Origin of the sequence: Nocardia colli (assembly GCF_008704205.1) — a bacterium.
GTDB classification, from domain to species: Bacteria; Actinomycetota; Actinomycetes; order Mycobacteriales; family Mycobacteriaceae; genus Nocardia; species Nocardia colli.
The window spans coordinates 213,273-230,423 of record NZ_VXLC01000004.1 but is presented as its reverse complement, the minus strand read 5'-3'; the positions used below and the strand labels follow the sequence as shown (position 1 = coordinate 230,423).

Here is a 17,151-nt window from a genome sequence, read left to right as displayed (position 1 = left end):
CGCTCGTCCTCAGCATCCTGATTCCCGTTGTCCCCCAGATCCTCAACGAAGTCTTCTGGCTCAGGGCGCTGGACCGGCCAGAGCGGAGTCTGCGCCGGATCCTCGATCACGCCTCGATCGCCGAAGCAGACCGCCCGATGCGGATGCTGCGACATGCGCGACGCGATGTGCTGCGCGCGAGAGCGGACCGTCCCTCGTGCGACCGACGAGAAATAGCCGAGGTGGCCTCAGTCTCCGCTGAACCACAGGTATCCGCGTTGCCGGATCGCGGATTCGGCGGCGTCGCGTAATACCTTGAACAGTTCACGCTCACTGTCGTTGCCGGGCACAAAAGAGGCAATCTCGTCGATAAATAAATTGAGCTGGGTGGTATTGAACATGGTGTCCGCGTGCCTGTTTATACCCCGAGTCAGTGACCCTGCCGGCGCTTGCGAGATCACGTCGTCCAGCGTATTCGACGCATACCCAGCAACTTCCGCGATTTTTTCATGAATTTGATTTTGAATGAATACCGAAACGCCCACTTATTCTCCTTAAGGGATCGGATACATAGTGATGACACCGCCGAATCGATCGGTCACCACCTTGTAGCGCCTGGTCGCGGCACCACCGAGTTCTTTTGAGACGTTCCCGATTATGTCCGGAGCGGTTATTTCACGTTCAAAATTGCCATCGCCGTTCGGGCCGCGCGCCGGGGAGTTTTCAGCGGCTTCGACCAGGTCATCCAGATCTTCACCGGTAGTCCCCGCAGGCCAGGTCCCTTTCCTCGGCGTGTAGTTGGCAGCTCCCTCGATATGCTTTCCCAGGATGTACTTTTCGGCCTCATCAGTAAGGCCCGGCGCGGGGTTGTCCGGTGCCGCAGGCAGGTCGTCGAACGTGGTGGCAACGGTTTGGCCCTCATCGAGGAACACTTTCATCGTGACAATGACGCCGAGCTTGAGAGCTTCCTGGGTGAGATCGACGTCTTTGAACGCGGTGATGGCGGCAGCACCGGCGCCTGCGGCGGCCGCTGCCGCGCCGATAATTCGGTAGAGCTTGCTGATGTCGTAGGTGGTCTTGAGCACACGGGCGGTGTTGCCTGCGATGACAACGACGCCTGCCCCTGCGGCGGCGGCACTGAGCGCCGCGGTGATCCAGGCGGCAGCGACACCAATGACGACGGTCGCTCCGGCCGCGATCAGGGCATTGGTCACCGCCTCCTTGAATTTGTCGCGGACCTCGGAGGTGCCTTCGCTGTATGCCGACACGGGCGCGGCGATGTTCACCGATGCGGCCGCGAGTTGAGTGGCACCGCCCTTCAACGTGGTCAGGTGTCCGAGGAGACTTTCGAGGCCACCCCCCTTGTCCTTGATGTCGGCGAACAGATCACTGATCTCGGCGATCCGGCCTGGAGCGCCCTTGATAGTGGTGTGTTCGGAAAAGGTCTTCCAGACAGACGCGGCCTTGGCCAGATCCTCTTTGTGACCGTTGGGCAGCTTGCTCCCGAACTCTTCCTGGATCTTCCCGACCAAGGCGTCATAGAAGCCGGGCACACTGTTGTCCCCTTCGGTGATGCCATCCCCGTTGTTCCCGACAGAGGTCGGCAGCGACACTTTATGCTCGGTCATCGCGGTCACCGCGGGGCGGTCTGGCATCGTGTTGGAATTATTGGACAGCGCCCAGTTGTATCCCGCGGCCGACAGCATATAGCCGAAATTGGTCAACGCGTCAGCCAAATTTGTGCAGGTCTGCAACGTCCCCTGAACAGCTCGGTCGTATTCCTTGCCCCAACTTTCGCAGCCTGCGGTGTCACCGGCCATGCCCGCGCACTCTCCTTTGAGGGCATCGTGGACCGGCTTGTCGGCGGCGCGGAGGTCGGCGGCGAGGGCATGGCACTTCTTGGCGGCGTCGTAGTAGGTCTCCCAGTTGATGACGAGTACACCCATGCCGGCTATCCCTGGTTGAACATCTTGTAGTTGGTATCGATAGCGCGCATATAGCGGGTGTGTGCAGCCTTCGCTGCATCACTCATATCCTGCAGGCCTTCTACGAATTCGCGTGCCCCTGCGATCCACTGAGCGTGGGCTTCGGCATATGCCTGCGCGGCGATACCTTCCCATCCGGTGCCGGTCAGGGTGGAGACGCGGTCGTCGATCTCGACGAGATGCTCTCCGACGAACCCTGCCAACCCCGAAAGCTTCGCCACTACCTCATCGAGATGGTCCAAGTCCACGGTGAACTCTGAACTCACGGCAGATCCAAACTCGAGGCACCCAGACCGGCGGCGTTGCACTCGCCGGGTGCCTGGGATGCGGTGCAGTCCAGCGCATTGCGCAGAACTTCGGACAGCGCGTAAACATACTCGCCGATCTCGCGCACCACCGAAAGGTCCTGGCCAGCAGTGGGCGTCCCCCCGTCCTCACTCATGCCATGGATCGTACCGACACCGTCGCAACCTGCGGTCTATGCTTCCGATAGCGGCCTGAACTGCACCACACCTGAATGTGCGCGTTTGACCTGTGCGTATGCCGAGCGGCCTGGTGCCCCCAGTCGGACTCGAACCGACACTCGATGGATTTTAAGTCCACTGCCTCTGCCAATTGGGCTATGGGGGCGTCCGGGACAGCGTACCGAGTCGTACGGGTGTACCGGAATTCCGACTGTTCAAGCTGTGCAACGTGTCGGCGTCCTCCTGGAAAATGTCGGGCAGTTGACCAAAGCGGAGTGATCGGGCGGGGTGGTATGGGCCGGGCGCGGTCGTGTCTGGTGCGGTGCGGGTTATCGCCTGGGCGGCAGCGGGATTCGGGCGAGGTCGGTGGCGATGTGGATGGTGCCGGCGAAGTGTTCGCGGGCCTCGGCGAGGTGTGCGGAGAGGTCGCGGTAGCGCTGGGAGAAGTGGGTGAGGACGAGGGTGCGGGTGCGCGCGTCGGCGGCGACGCGCGCGGCTTGACCCGCGGTGAGGTGGCCGTATTCGGCGGCGAGGTGGGCGTCGGCGTCGAGGAAGGTGGCCTCGATGACGAGCATGTCGGTGTCGGCGGCGAGTTCGTGCACACCGTCGCAGAGGCGGGTGTCCATGACGAAGGCGAAGCTCTGGCCGGGACGCGGTTCGCTGACCTCGTCGAGAGTCACTGTGCGCCCCGATATCTCGATCCGGCCCGCTTGCTGTAGCCGGGTGATGACCGGTCCGCTCAACCCGAAGGACCGCAGGCGGTCGGGCAGGATGCGCCGGCCGGGCGGCTCGGTGAGCCGGTAGCCGAAGGTGTCGACGGGGTGGGCGAGAGGAACGGCCGTCACCTCGAATGGCGCGCCGGGAAACTCCACCGGGCCAGATCGATCGATGGGCCGGGGACGCAATTCAGCGCGCCGATAATAGGACGTGGCGTTGACGAGCCGGTCGTAATACTCGGCACCCGACGCCGGAAAGCACACGTCGACCGCGTGCGGCACCTGGTCGAGATTGATCCGCTGCACCACTCCGGCGAGCCCGAGGCTGTGATCACCATGGAAATGCGTGATCGCGATCCGGGTGATGTCGGTGGCCGACACCCCGGCGTACGTCATCTGCCGCTGCGTCCCCTCCCCCGGATCGAACAGCACCCCTTCCGCATCCCAGCGCAGCAGATACCCATTGTGATTGCGCTGCTTGGTGGGTACCTGACTGGCAGTCCCGAGGACGACGAGCTCCCGCTGCGACACTAGCGCCACGCTACTCTCGCGCCGCTTCCCCACCTGATGCCCGAAACGCGCACCCGACGTGGTGTCGAGCGCGCGCTTCGGCGATCAAGCACTGGGTAAGCGGCACACCACGATGAGGACTTCGCGCAGACCATGTGCCACTCTCCCCATTACTCCGCGGGAGTGTTGCGCAGCACCGAGTGGCGCCGGCTGTAGGCGAAGTAGATGACGAAGCCGAGCGCCATCCAGACGATGAACCGCAGCCACGTCTCGACGGACAGGTTCAGCATCAGCCAGAGGCAGGCCAGCACACCGAGAATCGGCACCACCGGCACCAGCGGGACGCGGAAACCGCGCGGCAGATCCGGCCGGGTGCGGCGCAGGATGAGCACGCCCACCGAGACCAGCACGAACGCGAACAGCGTGCCGATATTGACCATTTCCTCGAGCGTGCCGAAGTCGACGAAGCCGGCCAGCACCGCGCAGACCACGCCGACGATCGCGGTGATCCGCACCGGCGTGCCGAACTTGCTGGTGTGCGCCAGCTTTCGCGGCATCAGTCCGTCGCGCGACATGGCGAACAGCACCCGGGTCTGGCCGAGGAACATCACCATGACGACGGTGGTGAGCCCGGCGAGCGCGCCGATCGAGATGATGTTCTTCACCCAGGTGTCGCCGTGGATCGCGAAAGCCGTTGCGAGCGTGGCATTGTCGCCGGACAGCTCGGTGTAGGGCACCATGCCGGTGAGCACCAGCGACACCGCGACGTACAGGATGGTGACGATCAGCAGCGAGCCGAGAATGCCGCGCGGCACCGCCTTCTGCGGGTTCTTGGTTTCCTCGGCGGTGGTCGCGACCACGTCGAAGCCGATGAACGCGAAGAACACCAGGCTGGCCGCGGCGAGCAGGCCGTACCAGCCGAAGCTGCTGTGCCCGGCGCCGGTCAGGAAGGAGAACAGCGACTGGCGCAGGCCGTCGCCCGATTCGCCGGGCTGCGACGGCGGAATGTAGGGGGTCAGGTTCTCCGACTTGAAGTAGGTGATGCCGACGATCAGCACCAGCGCGATCACGGCCAGCTTGATCGCGACCGCGACCGCCGACACCCGTGAGGACACCTTGGTCCCGGTGGCCAGCAGCACGGCCAGGACCGCGATGAGCAGCACCGCGCCCCAGTCGAAGGACACCGAGCCGATGTGCACGATCGGCGTCGTGCCCATCACCTCGCCGAGGTACTGCGACCAGCCCTTGGCCACCACCGAGGTGGCGAGCGCGAATTCCAGGATCAGGTCCCAGCCGATGATCCAGGCGACGAGTTCACCGAAGGTGGCGTAGGAGAACGTGTACGCGCTGCCGGCCACCGGCACCGTGGACGCGAATTCCGCGTAACAGAGCGCGGTGAGCCCGCAGGCGATCGCGGCGAAGACGAAGGCGAGCGAGACCGACGGCCCGGCCACATTGCCCGCGGTGCGCGCGGTGAGGGTGAAGATGCCCGCGCCGATCACCACCGCGACGCCGAAGACGGTGAGGTCCCACGCGGTCAGGTCCTTGCGGAGTTTGGAGTCCGGCTCGTCGGTGTCCTTGATCGACTGCTCGACGGATTTGGTGCGGAACAACCCGCCCCATCGAGCCGGGTCCTGCCCCGTCGCGTCGTCCGGCTTGCGGATCGCCACACCTTCTCCTCTACCTCTGGTCGTGCTGTCGAGCTGTCTATGGCCCGGGGGCAGGCTAATGCACGCCCGCCATGTACTTGCTGATCCGCGGCGCGATGGCGGCCACGATCAATCCGGCGCAGACCGCGACGGCGCCGGTGATACCGAAGTAGGCGACTTCGTGGTCTTGGTCATAGAACCGAGCCAAAGTACCCGACATCGAAGTGCCGATGCCAACCGAGAAAAAGTACAGCGCCATCATCTGTGCCCGGAAAGCTTCCGGTGCGAGCTGGGTGGTGACCGCAAGACCGATGGGCGAGAGCAGCAGCTCCGACACCGCGAATCCGGCCATGACGGCGACGATGAGCAGGACGGGCACGTGCTGTCCGTTGATGAACGACAGCGGCACGAACAGCATGAAGGCCAGTCCCATGCCGATCACGCCGAGCGCGAATTTGCGCGGCGTGCTGGGCGCGCGCGAACCGAGCTTGGTCCACAGGAGTGCGAACAGCGGCGACAACGTGATGATCCAGACCGGCTCGACCGAGCTGATCCAGTTCGACGGCGCGGTCCAGCCGAACAGGCGCCAGTCGATCCGGTTGTCGGAGTAGCCCGAGAGCACCGTGAAGATCTGCTGGAACAACGACCAGAACACCGCGTTGGCGATGAACAGCGGGATGAAGGCGCGCACCCGGCTGCGCTCGAGCGGCGTCACCTTGGCGCTGGTCAGCATGACGACGAAGTAGATCGCCGCCGCGACGGCGATGACGCCGGTGGTCACGTCGGGCAGGTTGTCCAGGGTGACGAGGCCGGTCAGGAAGGCCACGGCGACCACAACGGCCGCGGCGGCGAGCAGGCCGACCAGCGGGCCGATCGCGGTGCGCGGCAACGGGTTCGGCACGTCGCGGCCGTGCGTGCCGAGGTTGCGCCGGAACACGACGTACTGGATCAGGCCCAGCGCCATGCCGATCGCGGCGGCGCCGAACGCGTAGTGGAAGCCGAGGTGGTCGTGCAGCAGGCCGGTGAGCAGCGGGCCGCTGAACGCGCCGAGATTGATGCCGAGATAGAAGAGGGTGAATCCGCCGTCGGCGCGCGCGTCGCCCTTCGGATAGAGCGTGCCGAGCAGCGACGAGGCGTTCGCCTTGAGCGCGCCGCTGCCCAGCGCGACCAGCACCAAGCCGACGCCGACTCCGGTCAGACCGGGCAGCACGGCCAGCGCGACGTGCCCGGCCACCACGATGACGCCGCCGTAGAACACGGTCCGTTCCATGCCGAGCAGCCGGTCGGCGACCCAGCCGCCGAGCACCGTGGACAGATAGACCAGCCCGCCGTAGGCGCCGACGATGCCGAACGCGGTGCTCTGATCCAGCCCGAGGCCGCCGTCGGTGGCCGAGTAGTACAGGTAGTACCCGAGGATGCTGACCATGCCGTAGTACGAGAACCGTTCCCACAGCTCGACTCCGAAGAGGTTGGTCAGCCCGATCGGGTGGCCGAAGATGGTCCGTTCGGCAATCGGTGAATCTGCCGTTTTCGCTTCCGACATCCTCAGACCTTCCCATGTTTGCGACGATTCTTCGGCATCAACGCCCAAATCTCGAAGATCATCGCAGCGTCGCGCACGGTAGCGGATCGTGCCAGACTGCATATCGGAGCGTTTCCTCAGGCCCTTGTTGGGCATCCGGGGAGCAGTGCGGTCCCGGCCGCGACGGCCTCGGCAGACGACGAAAGTGACGCACGGATGGATCCGATCGAAATCACGGTGCCCGCCTCGGTCGAGGACACGTTCGCGGTGCTGGCCGACGGGTGGTTGTATCCGCTCTGGGTGGTCGGCGCGTCGCATATCCGCGATGTCGACGCGGGCTGGCCCGCCGTCGGCACCCGCATCCATCACAGCGTCGGGCCGTGGCCGCTGAACCTGTCCGACACCACGAAGGTCCGCGAGGTGAACCCGCCGCGGATGATCGAGCTGGAGGCGCGGCTGTGGCCGGTCGGCTCGGCGTGGATCCGGTTGGAGCTGACCGAGATCACCGCCGCGACCACCCGGATCAGCATGTTCGAACGCGCGATCAGCGGGCCGGCCGCCCTGGTGCCCGATCTGATTCAGACGCAGGTGCTGGCCCCGCGCAACAAGGAATCACTGTCCCGGCTGGCCGATCTGGTCACCGGCCGGGCGCGCGAAGGCAAGTCCGACTAGGCGGACCGCCGGTCAGGCGATGGAGAGCGCGATGCCGTCGAGGATGTCGTGTTCGGAGACGACCAGCTCGGAAATGCCTGCGCGGCGGGCGAGCTCGTCGGCCAGTACCTCGGCGATGACACCGCCGCCGCCGATCACGTCGACCCGGCCGGGATGCATCGGGCCGAGCGCGGCCCGCTCGTCGTGGGTCATGCCGATCAGCCGATCACACACCGCGCGAAGCTGATCCAGGGTGAGCCGGGTGAGATGAACCTTCTCCGAGTCGTATTCGGGCAGATCGAGGGCGACGGCGGCCAAGGTGGTCATGGTGCCGGCCACGCCGACCCAGGTGTGCGCGCCCTCGACGGGCACCCGGGCGAACGCCTCGGCCAGCCGCTCGGCGGCGAATTCCCGTGCCGCGCCGACCTGTTCGGCAGTCGGCGGATTGCCGGGCAGGCAGCGTTCGGTGATCCGGACGCAGCCGATGTCGGCGGAGAACGCGGCCTGCACGCCCGCGCTGTCGCCGAAGACGAGTTCGGTCGAGCCGCCGCCGAGGTCGACCACGACGAACGGCCCTGCCTCGCTGGACAGTTCGCCGATGGCGCCGGCGAACGACAGCCGCGCCTCCTCGTCGCCGCTGATCACCTCGGCCTCCGCACCGGGCACCACGGTGCCGAGTTCGGCGCGGGCCATGGCGAAGAAGTCCTCGCGGTTGGACGCGTCGCGGGTGGCGGAGGTGGCGGTCATGCGCACCCGGCCGACGCCCGAATCCCGCATCAGCGCAACGTAATCGGCCAGCGCGACCCGGGTGCGCTCGATCGCGTCGGGGGCCAGCGAACCGGTCGCGTCGACGCCCTTGCCGAGCCGCACGATCCGCATCTCGCGGTGCACGTCGGCCAGGGTGCCGTCGTCGAGCACGTCGGCGATCAGCAGTCGGATCGAGTTGGTCCCGCAATCGACGGCGGCTACCCGGTTGTTCATGCCTGTGCTCCGTTTTCCGCCGCGCCGACTCGCTCGTACTTCGGCCAATCGGCCGGAATCGCGGTGCCGCGCAACCCGTTGTCGGCGGCCAGCGCCACCGCCTCGTCGCCGAACGGATTCACGCCCGGCCCCTTGGCCAGCGCGTGCGCGATCAGCACGTGCAGGCACTTCACCCGCTCCGGCATCCCGCCGCCGGTGAAATCGGTGCCGAGCGACTCGATCTCGTCGCGCTCGGCCAGGTAGCTCCGGTGCGCGGCCAGGTAGGCGGCGGCCAATTCCGGGTCGCTGCCGAGCCGTTCGGTCATCTCGCGCATCACCCCGGCCGATTCCTGCCTGCTCGCCTCGGCGGTGAGCCGCGGGTCGGTCAGGTAGTACAGGGTGGGGAACGGGGTGCCGTCGGGCAGCCGGGGCGCGGTTTTGACGACGGCCGGGATCCCGTCCGGGGTGCGATACGCGACGGCGAGCACGCCGCGCGGTTCGCGGCCGAGCTGCTTGGCGATGATCGCGAGATCCTGGTCGTTCGGCTGGGTCACCTGGGTCCTTCCGGTCCTGGCGGCGGCGCGACCGGCGGGGCGGGAGGTGGTGCCTGGTCGGCCGCGGGGGCGGGTTGTGGTTCGGAAATGCTGTGCCACAGTTCGGTGTACCAGGGATCCGGCTCCCTGGACTTGGTCACCGCGGTCGGCGGGGCGGAGGCCTCCATGCCGGGCACCTGCACGATGTACGGGGTCTCACCGGGCAGCACCAGCCGCAAGCGATCGCGCGCCTCGGAGCGGATGTAGGCCGGATCCTGTTGCTGCGCACGGCGATCGCGCAGCCGCGCCAGGTCGGCTTCCAGATCCCGGCGCTGCTGCGCCAGCTGCGCGGCCTCGGCCCGCTGGGTGAAGTACGTGCGCATCGGCACGGCCAGGGTGAGCGCCAGCGCGCACACCACGATCGCCAGGATCACCGCCTTGCCTGTGGACAGGCCGAGAATCGTGCGGTCGTGCTTGTCCGCGCCGTGGCCTCCGGTACGCAGGCCGACCTTCTGCGGCCCGGCCTTCTTGTCCTCGGATCGCCTGCGCGCGGTGCGTTTTACCGCGGCGGGCCGGGCGGCCGTCTCCGTATCGGATCCGGCCTTGGGACGCGAGCTGGCCGAACGCGACGTGCGGCGGTCCCCACGCCCGGCTGGACTGGTCCCACGCGCACGTCGCTCCGTCATAGCGTCCCTTGTTTACTAACCCTCGAAGGCGAACCGCGGGAACGCGACGTCTCCCGCGTACCGCGCGGAATCACCGAGCGCGTCCTCGATGCGCAGCAGCTGGTTGTACTTCGCAACCCGCTCGCTGCGCGCCGGCGCACCGGTCTTGATCTGGCCGCTGCCCACCGCGACCGCGAGGTCGGCGATGGTGGTGTCCTCGGTCTCGCCGGAACGGTGGCTCATCATCGTCTTGTAGCCGTTGCGGTGCGCGAGCTCCACGGCGTCCAACGTCTCGGTGAGCGTGCCGATCTGGTTGACCTTCACCAGCAGCGCGTTCGCGGCGCCCTTGGCGATGCCCTCTTCCAGGCGCTCCGGGTTGGTGACGAACAGGTCGTCGCCGACGATCTGGATCTTCTCGCCGATCTCGTCGGTGAGCGAGACCCAGCCGTCCCAGTCGTCCTCCGACAGCGGGTCCTCGATGGAGACCAGCGGGTAGGAGGCGAGCAGCTCGGCGTAGAACTGGGTCATCTCGGCGGCGCTGCGCACGCTGCCCTCGAACTTGTAGCCGCTACCGGTGGTGTAGAACTCGGTCGCCGCGACGTCGAGCGCGAGCGCGACATCGCTGCCGAGCTTCAGGCCGGTCTTGCCGATGGCCACGCTGATCAGGTCGAGCGCCTCGCGGGTGCCGGCCACGTCGGGGGCGAAGCCGCCCTCGTCGCCGAGACCGGTGGACAGGCCCTTGGACTTCAGCTCGGCCTTCAGCGCGTGGTACACCTCGGCACCCCAGCGCAGCGCCTCCTTGAAGGTGGGCGCGCCGATCGGGGCGACCATGAATTCCTGCACGTCCACGCTGGTGTCGGCGTGCGCGCCACCATTGAGGATGTTCATCATCGGCACCGGGAGCACGTGCGCGTTCGGGCCACCGAGGTAGCGGAACAGCTCCAGGCCGGAGGACTCGGCGGCGGCGCGGGCCACCGCGAGCGAGACGCCGAGCAGGGCGTTCGCGCCGAGGCGGGACTTGTCCGGGGTACCGTCCAGGTCGAGCAGCACCTGGTCGACGGTGCGCTGTTCGACCGCGTCCAGGCCGATGACGGCCGGCGCGATCTCGTCGAGCACACCCTCGACGGCCTTCTGTACGCCCTTGCCGCCGTAGCGTTCGCCGCCGTCACGCAGCTCGACGGCCTCGTGCTCGCCGGTGCTCGCGCCGGAGGGCACAGCGGCCCGGGTCAGGGTGCCGTCGTCGAGGGCGATCTCGACCTCGACAGTGGGGTTTCCGCGAGAATCCAGGATCTCGCGAGCTCCGACCTGTTCGATGATGGCCACGAAAACGACACTCCTTAGGCTGCAGGCACGGTGGGTATTACGGGAATTGCCGTGCGCTGCGAGCCTAGCCTCCGCTGCGCTCGGCGGGTAACCGGCACTCCGGTCGAGGAGGTCATACCCGGCGACCGACGCTGTAGGCGGCGGCGCGGTCGCGCACGGTCAGCAGGTAACTGTTGGACTGGTTGTAGGTGAGCAGCGCCTTCTGCCAGCCGTGTTCGGAGGTCAGATCGCCGCCGCTGGCGCACAGGTAGCGGGCCGTGGTGAGGGCCGCGTCGTCGATGTTCTGCGGGTCGGCCACGCCGTCGCCGTTGGCGTCGACGCCCCAGCGCTTCCAGGTTTCCGGGATGAATTGCAGCGGGCCGATCGCGCGGTCGAACTCCCGGTCACCGTCCATCACACCGCCGTCGGTGTCCTTGACCAGGGCGACGCCCGGTGCGCCGTCCAACGGGATGCCGATGATCGGCGGGCGCACGGTGCCGTCCGCGTCGATCCGCGAGCCGCCGTGTGAGCCGTGTTTGCTCTCCACGCTCGCGATGCCGGCGATGGTGGTCCAGGCGATGCCGCAGTCCGGTTTGGCGCGGGCGAGGACCGCGGCCGCGTAGCCGTAGGCCTCCAGGGCGACCGAGGGAATGGCCATGCGGTCGGCCTGTTCTTCGGCCCAGCCGCGCAATTGGATCGCCGTGCGGCCGGGGCCGTCCAGATCGATCAGCGGCAGCGGGGTGCCTGGGCCGGGCGGGATGCCCTCGGGGATCGGCGGGAGATCGCGGTCGATCCCGCAACCGGCGAGCGCGAGGGTCACCATGACGGCGGCCAAAGCGCCGGTCTTTCTGAGGAGCACTCCATCTATCATCCAGGTCCGGCGGAGTGCCCCGGCGAACTCAGCCGAGCAGCTCGCGCGTCGCGGTGTGCGCGGGAGCGGCGAGTATGGCGCGCGTCTCACCTGATTCGACGACTCGGCCGTGGTCGAGGACGACCATGCGCGGGCAGTGCGCGGCGACCAGGGGCATGTCGTGGCTGATCACCAAGAGGGCCATGGTGCGCTCGTTCTTGATGCGATCCAGCAGAGTCATGATCGATGCGGCGGTGGCGTGATCCAGGGCGGAGGTGATCTCGTCGCAGATGAGGATCGCGGGTTCGGCGGCGAGGGCGCGGGCCAGGGCGACTCGCTGGCGTTGGCCGCCGGACAGTTCGTGTGGGTAGCGGGCGGCCAGCTCGGGGGCGAGTTCGACCGAGGCGAGCAGGTCGCTGATCCGTTGGGGTAGTTGGCGTCTCGGGACGCCGCCGATGCGGCGCAGTGGGCGGCCGAGGGTCTGGGCGACGGTTCGGCGTGGGTTGAGCGCGGATCGTGGGTTCTGGGTCACCAGCTGAATGCCGTTGCTGCCCTGCGTTCGTCGGCGACCGGTGACCAGGATCGGCGTGCCGTGCAGTTCGAGCGTTCCGGTTGCCGAGCGGTGCAGACCCGCGATGACCCGGGCGAGCGTCGTTTTGCCCGCGCCGGATACGCCGACGATCGCGAGCGCCGCGGAGGGTGCGAGCTCGAGGTCTATGTCGGCGAGGACGGCACGGCCGTCGATCGATGCGCCGATACCGTTGGCGCGCAGCAGGAGTGGGCCGGTTGTCTCGGTCGAGGCATCCAGGTGCGGATCGGCCGATCCATCGATGCGCCCGAGTCGCGGAGCCTTCTCCAGCGATGTTGCGTCTCCGCTAGTGCCCTTGTGCTGGACCGGGATATCCGCTGGCGCTTCATGTTCCGCCGAACTGTTGATCAGGAGCGCGGACTGCTCGTTGACCGGCTGCTCGCCCTCATCGCTCACCTTTGTCGGTGAAGTCGGAACGCCCACCGGCGAGTCGGATCCTGAGGAGCGGTCGATCGCGAGCTGTGCAGGCGTAGTCGGATGTTTGTGGCGAACGGGGCCGAGGTGCGCCACCAGTCCGCCGCCGAGTTCGATCACGGTGTCGGCGATCGCGTGCACGGTGTCGGTGTCGTGGCCGGACAGGAGGATCGCGGTTGAACGTTCGGTGGCGATCTCGGCGAAGAGGCGGGCGATGTCGGTGCGTAAGGCTCCGTGTAGCCCGGCGAGGGGTTCGTCGAGGATCAGTACGCCGGTGCGGCGGATCAGGGCGCGGGCCAAAGCGACTCGGCGTTGCTGGCCGCCGGAGAGTTCGCCGGAGCGGCGGCGCAGGTGTTCCGCGGAGAGGCCGACCAGTTCGAGGGTCTCGATCAGGGTGTCGCGGGAGGCGTGCCGGGCGACCTCGTGCAGCAGTCCGTGCACCCGGATCAGCGGGTTGAGCGCCGACCCTGGGTCTTGGCCGACGAAGGCGACGTGTGTGCGGCGGAACCTTTGCAGGGCTGCGGGATCCAGTGCGAACACATCGTGACCCGCAACCGACGCGGAGCCGCTGCACCGGGACGCACCCGTGGGCAGCTGTCCGAGTAACGCCCGCATCAGTGTCGTCTTCCCGGATCCGGAAGGTCCGGTGAGCGCGGTGATCTCACCCGCCGCAATCTGGAAGCCGATGGGCCCGAACAACTCCTGCCCCGTCGAACTGCGCACCGACAACCCGTCGACCACAACCGGTATGCCGTCCCCCGCTCGAGACCCTGGCACTGGGTCACCGGCGTCGTTCACCGCATCATCGCGCGGGCGCATCGACGCGCGCGGTGCATCGTCGACGATCCGTGCCTCGGCCTCGGCAACAGGTTCACTCACCATTGCTCCCCACCTCCGCCGGCCACTGCCGGACATCCGCGGAGTCCGGATGCCGTTGCGTGCCTTGCCCACCTAGCCGATGTCCGCCACCGCCGAAGACAACGCGCGAGGTTCGGTCGCTCATGGGCGCTCCCCTCGGCCGAAGGCGGTGACGGCCAGGTTCACGCTGACCGCGACGACCGCGATGGCCAGGCTCGGCGCGAGCACGGCCCACGGGTTGAGCAGCATGCCGGAGGCGTTCTCGCGCACCATGACCGCCCAGTTGCTTGCGCCGAGAGTGGCCGGTAGTTGCAGGAACGAGGCGGTGCTGACCAGGTAGACGGCGGCGACGAAGCGGAGGCCGAGTTGTGCGGCGACGACCTCGCGCAGGTTCGGGATCACCTCGCGGAAGACCAAGTGCGGCAGTGTTTCACCGCTGGCCTGGGCGGCCTCGACATAACCGGAGGCGGCGACGCCCGCGGCGGCCGCGGCGAAGACCCTGGCACAGTACGGGGTACCGAACAGCAGCGCGACGACGAGCAGTCCGAGGACGCCCGCGTCCGGCCACGAGGTCAGGACGAGCAGGATGCCGAGCACGGCGGGCAGCAGCATGGCGAAGTCGGTCGCCAACTCGATGAACCGGCCCACCCGCGGTCGCAGTGCGGCGACCGTGCCGAGCACACACGACAACGCTGTCACCGCCACCGCGATCACCGCCGCCAGCAAGAGCAGACCCCAACCGCCGTACAGCAATTGGCTCAGGACATCACGGCCCAGCCGGTCGGTGCCGAACCAGGCGTCGGTACCGGCCGGGCCGAACGGGATGCCGACGGGCGCCTCGGCCGGGTGCGGGGCCAGTGCGGGACCGAGCACGGCGAGCAGGGTCACCAGCACGGCTGGCAATACCGTCAGCAGCCGAAGGCGTTGCACCCGAAGGCGATTCCGCCGCGCGTCCGCGTGCTCGGCACGCCGTACCAGTAGCCGTTTCATCCACGCCCCCGCAACGACCAGGCGCGAATACCATCCGCGACCGCGAGCACGCACATGATGACCGCACCGGACAGCGCGACCACCGAGGCGATCAACGACACGTCGCGATCCGCCACCGAGCCGGCCAGCAACGCCCCGAGTCCCGGATAGTTGAAGATGGTCTCCACCACCAGCGATCCGCCGAGCACCATGCCGACGGTGGTCGCGAAGCTCGCCACGATCGTGGGCAGGGCGAACGGCAAGGTATGCCGAAGCTGCACGGCCCGCGTGGGGATCCCTTCCAGCACAGCGCTTTCCACGTGCGGCTCCCGAGCGGCGTCGACCATCGCGGCGCGCACCACCCGGGTGTTCCAGCCGATCTGCGGAATCGCCAGCGCGAGCACGGGCAGCACCAGCATGTCCGGGCTCGCCGGGAAGCCGGACCGATCGGTGATGGTGACCGCGGGCAACCAACCGGCGGCCAGCGCGAACACCAGAATCAACAACGTCGCGACCACGAATTCCGGTACGGCGGCGGCAATGGTGGTCGCGGGCTGGAGCAGCCGCACCGTGCCCTGCCGGAGCGCGGCACCCCGCCCCCGGACCGCGGCAGCACCGGGCCGAGCCTGCACACCCTGTCGCGCCGCCCACCACATCCCGAGCAGCAGCGACGCGATCACGGTCAGCGTCAATGCCAGCCCGCCGAGCAGCAGGGTCGGCGGGAACTTGTCGGCCAGCAGGTCGTTGATCGAACGTCCGCGCGCCGTGCGCCCGAAGTCACCGGTCAGCACCCCGGAGATCCAGTCCCAGAAGCGTTGCGGCAATGGATGATCCAGTCCGAGTTCACGCTCCTTGGCCGCGATCTGCTCCGGCGTCGCGTCGCGTCCGAGCACCGCCCGCGCCGTATTGCCGGGCAGCAGGTCGACGACCACGAAGACCGTTGCCAGCAAGGCGATCAGCAGGGCGATGCGCCGGACGAGCAGGCGCGCGAACGAGATCACCCGGCCAACCAGGCTCGTTCCAGCTGCACCCGGGCGAAGCCGCCGAGCGTGGGCAGATCGTGCACGCGAGCCGACGCGATGTCGATGCCGTCGGCCATGCCCCACACCAGGTAGCCACCGCGATCGTGCTGGATCTGCTGCACCTCGCGGCAGGCTTGCGTGTAGTCCGAGTCGCTTTGTGCGGCAAGGGCTTTCGCGGTGGCCGCGTCGAATGCCGCGTCCTTGAAGTCGGTTTCGTTGCGGTTGGAGCCGCTGGACATCAGATTCTTGGCATAGAACAGCGCGGAATCGTTGGTACCCCAGGAGACCGTGTAGAGCGGCGCCTTCAACCAGGTTTGGTCGTAGAAGGCGTTCGACTCCTGCGTGACCACGTCGAGCCGGACCCCAATGTCGGCCAGCTGAGTCGCGATGACCTTGGCCGATTCGACCTCGCCGGGCGCCTCCGCCTTGGTCACCAGCGGATAGCTGCCTCCGGTGTCGAAATTGGCCTCGCGCAGCAGGGTTTTCGCGCGATCGAGGTCGCGGGTGCGCTGCGCGATGGCCTTGTCGTACTGCGGATCGCCGGTGCCCAGAATGTCGTTGGCGATCTTGCCGTAACCCGAATGCACCTGAGTCACCAGCGCGTTTCGATCGACACCGAGCCGCAGCGCGGTGCGCACCCTGGGGTCGGCGAACGGTCCGTCCGAGGCGCGCATCGCGACGCCGAGCATGGTGTCGTCGGCCCGGCGCACCACGCGCAGGTCGCCGCGCCCCTCCGCCGTCCGCCCGGCGATCGCGCCGACATTGGACGCGAGGTCGATCTGCCCGCCGAGCACCGCATTACCCAGCGCGGTCACGCTTTCGAACGCGGTGATCTCGATGGCGTCGAGCAGCGGCGCCGGACCGTGCCAGCGCTCGTTGCGTACCAACCGGGCATTGCCGCCCTGGTACGACTCGAGCCGGAACGGCCCGGTACCAATGGCTTTGGTGAAGTCGGTGGTGTCCTTCTTGACCGTGAACGTCATCAGCCGCACCAGCAGCGGCAGTTGGGTGTTCGGCTCGGGCACGGTGAGCACCACCCGGTTAGGGCCGTCTGCGATGATGTCTTCCACTGCCACCGGCATTTTCGAGGCCCCGCCGACCGTGCGCAGCCTGCGCAGCGACCACACCACGTCGTCCGAGGTGACCGGGCTGCCGTCGTGGAAGGTCGCGCCGTCGGCGAGGGTGAAGGTCCAGCGGCGGCGTTCAGCATCCGGCTCCCACCGGGTGGCCAAGCGCGGCGCGACATTCGGGTCGCCGCCGGGCACGGTGAGCGCGTCGTACACCAGCGAGGTGATCAGGAAGTCGCTGTCGTTGCTCAGATTGGCGTGCGGGTCGCGTTCGCTGCGGGCCGCGGTGCCGAGCGCGCCGACCCGGAGCGTGCCGCCACGCTGCGCGGGCCCGGACGAGTCGGTCTCTTTCGAGCACGCGGCAACGACAAGCACCGCGCCGATTCCGAGACTCGACTGCAAGAGCTGCCGGCGATTCAATCCCATTGCGCTGCCTTCTTCCTGGA

The 17,151-nt window shown here is 67.7% G+C and carries 17 protein-coding genes and 1 tRNA gene; 1 reads left to right on the top strand and 17 read right to left on the bottom strand.

From position 1 onward, the window contains the following. Positions 1 to 227 precede the first annotated feature (227 nt). The 8 genes from F3087_RS12930 to F3087_RS12895 all read right to left on the bottom strand — a co-directional run bounded on the left by F3087_RS12930 (position 228) and on the right by F3087_RS12895 (position 6,846). Positions 228 to 524, bottom strand: a complete 297-nt coding sequence (locus F3087_RS12930) for a hypothetical protein (RefSeq protein ID WP_150402153.1) — start codon at positions 522 to 524, stop codon at positions 228 to 230. Between the two features lie 9 nt (positions 525 to 533). Further along, positions 534 to 1,925 (bottom strand): hypothetical protein, encoded by a 1,392-nt coding sequence (locus F3087_RS12925; protein WP_223885044.1) that lies wholly within the window; start codon positions 1,923 to 1,925, stop codon positions 534 to 536. Between the two features lie 5 nt (positions 1,926 to 1,930). After that, on the bottom strand, positions 1,931 to 2,230 hold the full coding sequence (locus F3087_RS12920) for a WXG100 family type VII secretion target (protein WP_150402152.1): 300 nt from the start codon (positions 2,228 to 2,230) through the stop codon (positions 1,931 to 1,933). After that, complete coding sequence (locus F3087_RS12915; RefSeq protein ID WP_150402151.1) at positions 2,227 to 2,406, bottom strand: hypothetical protein; 180 nt, start codon at positions 2,404 to 2,406, stop codon at positions 2,227 to 2,229. Before F3087_RS12915 ends, F3087_RS12920 begins: the two co-directional genes overlap by 4 nt. A 111-nt stretch (positions 2,407 to 2,517) precedes the next feature. After that, a tRNA-Leu gene (locus tag F3087_RS12910) sits at positions 2,518 to 2,594 on the bottom strand. Between the two features lie 163 nt (positions 2,595 to 2,757). Beyond that, positions 2,758 to 3,675 carry a ribonuclease Z gene (locus F3087_RS12905; RefSeq protein WP_150402150.1) on the bottom strand — a complete coding sequence of 306 codons (918 nt, stop codon included), beginning with the start codon at positions 3,673 to 3,675 and terminating at the stop codon, positions 2,758 to 2,760. 149 nt (positions 3,676 to 3,824) lie between these two features. Further along, complete coding sequence (locus F3087_RS12900) at positions 3,825 to 5,324, bottom strand: amino acid permease (RefSeq protein WP_150402149.1); 1,500 nt, start codon at positions 5,322 to 5,324, stop codon at positions 3,825 to 3,827. A 55-nt stretch (positions 5,325 to 5,379) separates the two neighbouring features. Beyond that, a complete protein-coding gene (locus F3087_RS12895; protein WP_150402148.1) occupies positions 5,380 to 6,846 on the bottom strand; it encodes a peptide MFS transporter in 1,467 nt (488 codons plus the stop codon). 195 nt (positions 6,847 to 7,041) lie between these two features. On the opposite strand from F3087_RS12895, the gene F3087_RS12890 reads away from it, so the two are divergent. Next, positions 7,042 to 7,497, top strand: a complete 456-nt coding sequence (locus tag F3087_RS12890; RefSeq protein ID WP_150402147.1) for an SRPBCC family protein — start codon at positions 7,042 to 7,044, stop codon at positions 7,495 to 7,497. Positions 7,498 to 7,509: 12 nt separating this feature from the next. Here F3087_RS12890 and F3087_RS12885 read toward each other — a convergent pair whose 3' ends face one another. The 9 genes from F3087_RS12885 to F3087_RS12845 all read right to left on the bottom strand — a co-directional run bounded on the left by F3087_RS12885 (position 7,510) and on the right by F3087_RS12845 (position 17,131). After that, on the bottom strand, positions 7,510 to 8,457 hold the full coding sequence (locus tag F3087_RS12885; protein WP_150402146.1) for a Ppx/GppA phosphatase family protein: 948 nt from the start codon (positions 8,455 to 8,457) through the stop codon (positions 7,510 to 7,512). Next, positions 8,454 to 8,990, bottom strand: a complete 537-nt coding sequence (locus F3087_RS12880; RefSeq protein WP_150402145.1) for a DUF501 domain-containing protein — start codon at positions 8,988 to 8,990, stop codon at positions 8,454 to 8,456. The genes F3087_RS12885 and F3087_RS12880 overlap by 4 nt, the downstream gene beginning before the upstream one ends. Further along, entirely contained in the window at positions 8,987 to 9,655 is a 669-nt protein-coding gene (locus tag F3087_RS12875; RefSeq protein WP_150402144.1) for an FtsB family cell division protein, read from the bottom strand. Before F3087_RS12875 ends, F3087_RS12880 begins: the two co-directional genes overlap by 4 nt. Before the next feature lie 15 nt (positions 9,656 to 9,670). Next, complete coding sequence (gene eno, locus F3087_RS12870) at positions 9,671 to 10,957, bottom strand: phosphopyruvate hydratase (protein ID WP_150402143.1); 1,287 nt, start codon at positions 10,955 to 10,957, stop codon at positions 9,671 to 9,673. A gap of 112 nt (positions 10,958 to 11,069) precedes the next feature. Further along, complete coding sequence (locus F3087_RS12865; protein ID WP_150402142.1) at positions 11,070 to 11,807, bottom strand: lytic transglycosylase domain-containing protein; 738 nt, start codon at positions 11,805 to 11,807, stop codon at positions 11,070 to 11,072. A gap of 28 nt (positions 11,808 to 11,835) precedes the next feature. Next, complete coding sequence (locus F3087_RS46535) at positions 11,836 to 13,668, bottom strand: ABC transporter ATP-binding protein (RefSeq protein WP_223885043.1); 1,833 nt, start codon at positions 13,666 to 13,668, stop codon at positions 11,836 to 11,838. A gap of 120 nt (positions 13,669 to 13,788) precedes the next feature. Beyond that, entirely contained in the window at positions 13,789 to 14,637 is an 849-nt protein-coding gene (locus F3087_RS12855; protein WP_150402141.1) for an ABC transporter permease subunit, read from the bottom strand. Beyond that, the gene (locus F3087_RS12850; RefSeq protein ID WP_223885042.1) at positions 14,634 to 15,617 is read right to left on the bottom strand and encodes an ABC transporter permease; all 984 of its coding nucleotides are present in this window, start codon (positions 15,615 to 15,617) and stop codon (positions 14,634 to 14,636) included. The genes F3087_RS12855 and F3087_RS12850 overlap by 4 nt, the downstream gene beginning before the upstream one ends. Further along, entirely contained in the window at positions 15,614 to 17,131 is a 1,518-nt protein-coding gene (locus F3087_RS12845; RefSeq protein ID WP_150402140.1) for an ABC transporter substrate-binding protein, read from the bottom strand. Before F3087_RS12845 ends, F3087_RS12850 begins: the two co-directional genes overlap by 4 nt. Between the last annotated feature and the right edge of the window lie 20 nt (positions 17,132 to 17,151).

Excerpts from the sequence above, each read along its gene's own strand:
- F3087_RS12885 (WP_150402146.1), bottom strand. The coding sequence starts at position 8,457 with ATGAACAACCGGGTAGCCGCCGTCGATTGCGGGACCAACTCGATCCGA.
- F3087_RS12865 (WP_150402142.1), bottom strand. The coding sequence starts at position 11,807 with ATGATAGATGGAGTGCTCCTCAGAAAGACCGGCGCTTTGGCCGCCGTC.
- F3087_RS12925 (WP_223885044.1), bottom strand. The coding sequence starts at position 1,925 with ATGGGTGTACTCGTCATCAACTGGGAGACCTACTACGACGCCGCCAAG.
- F3087_RS12895 (WP_150402148.1), bottom strand. The coding sequence starts at position 6,846 with ATGTCGGAAGCGAAAACGGCAGATTCACCGATTGCCGAACGGACCATC.
- F3087_RS12915 (WP_150402151.1), bottom strand. The coding sequence starts at position 2,406 with ATGAGTGAGGACGGGGGGACGCCCACTGCTGGCCAGGACCTTTCGGTG.
- F3087_RS12875 (WP_150402144.1), bottom strand. The coding sequence starts at position 9,655 with ATGACGGAGCGACGTGCGCGTGGGACCAGTCCAGCCGGGCGTGGGGAC.
- F3087_RS12845 (WP_150402140.1), bottom strand. The coding sequence starts at position 17,131 with ATGGGATTGAATCGCCGGCAGCTCTTGCAGTCGAGTCTCGGAATCGGC.
- F3087_RS12855 (WP_150402141.1), bottom strand. The coding sequence starts at position 14,637 with ATGAAACGGCTACTGGTACGGCGTGCCGAGCACGCGGACGCGCGGCGG.
- F3087_RS12890 (WP_150402147.1), top strand. The coding sequence starts at position 7,042 with ATGGATCCGATCGAAATCACGGTGCCCGCCTCGGTCGAGGACACGTTC.